General features: G+C 75.4%; 1 protein-coding gene. It reads left to right on the forward strand.

Annotation, left to right across the window (positions count from 1 at the left end):
- Positions 1–1,067: PLP-dependent aminotransferase family protein (locus tag EHS43_RS44710; RefSeq protein WP_148104354.1), on the forward strand; the 1,067-nt coding region annotated here is incomplete at its 5' end.
- Between the last annotated feature and the right edge of the window lie 254 nt (positions 1,068–1,321).

The following is a 1,321-nucleotide window of genomic DNA, read 5'->3' on the forward strand; positions in this document are numbered from 1 at the left end:
ACCTCGTCCCCGGCACCCCCGACCTCGCCTTCTTCCCACGCGCCGAGTGGCTCAAGGCGGCCCGCCGCGCCCTCGCCACCGCCCCCTACCAGGCCCTCGACTACGGCGATCCCCGCGGCCGCGTCGAACTGCGCACCGCCCTCGCCGAGTACCTCTCGCGCGCCCGCGGGGTGCGCGCCGACCCCGAACGCATCGTGGTCTGCGCCGGCTTCTCGCAGGGCCTGCGCCTGCTCGGCGCGGTGCTGCGGGCCCGGGGCGCCCGCACGGTCGCCGTCGAGTCGTACGGCCTCGACGTGCACTGGAACCTGCTCGCGGCCGCCGGTCTGCGGACCGTGCCGCTGCCCTTCGACGAACGCGGCACGGACCCGGGGGAGTTGACGGACCAGGACGCGGTGCTGCTCACGCCCGCCCACCAGTTCCCGATGGGCGGCACCCTGCACCGCGACCGCCGCGCCGCCGTGGTCGAGTGGGCCCGCCGCACCGGCGGACTCGTCGTCGAGGACGACTACGACGGAGAGTTCCGCTACGACCGCCAGCCCGTCGGCGCCCTCCAGGGCCTGGACCCCGACCACGTCGTCCACGCGGGCACGGCCAGCAAGTCCCTCGCCCCCGGCCTGCGACTGGGCTGGCTGGTACTGCCGCCCGGCCTCATGGAGGAAGTCCTCGCGGCCAAGGGTGGCATCGACAGCTGCGGGTCCCTCGACCAGCTGACCCTCGCCGAGTTCCTGACCTCCGGGGCCTACGACCGCCATGTGCGCGCCGCCCGGCTGCGCTACCGGCGCCGCCGCGACGCCCTCGTCGCCGAACTCGCGCGACGAGCCCCGCGGGTCCGTGCCACCGGGATCGCGGCCGGCCTGCATGTGGTGCTCATGCTTCCGCCGGGCACCGAGCAGGCGGCACTGCGGGCGGCGGCCTGGCAGGGCCTCGCCGTCCACGGCCTGCACCGCTACCAGCACCCCGAGGCCGCCGTCGACCGGCGCGACGCACTCGTCGTGGGCTACGGCACACCCCCGGACCACGCCTGGTCGGGAGCCCTGGAGGCGCTGTGCGCGGTACTGCCGGAATGACGCTGCCGAGAGCCGTTTGCCGGCGGGGGCCGGTGCGGGGGAGGTGAGCAGCGGGAACAGCGGGAGCAGCTGGTCGGCGCCGGGCCGGGGCCGGATGCCTGGAGGTGTGGTGCGCGGTGCTGCCGGAATGAATCCTCATCGGTGCCTTCGGCCGGGCACGAATCGCCCCGTGCCAGCTGTACCGGCAGTACTCAAGAACCCCTCACGGTACTCGCGCGGCTGATTGCGGGGCGGGACGCGCCGGAGCCTCCCCG

The sequence above is a fragment of the Streptomyces sp. RP5T genome, from assembly GCF_003933965.1.
GTDB lineage: Bacteria > Actinomycetota > Actinomycetes > Streptomycetales > Streptomycetaceae > Streptomyces.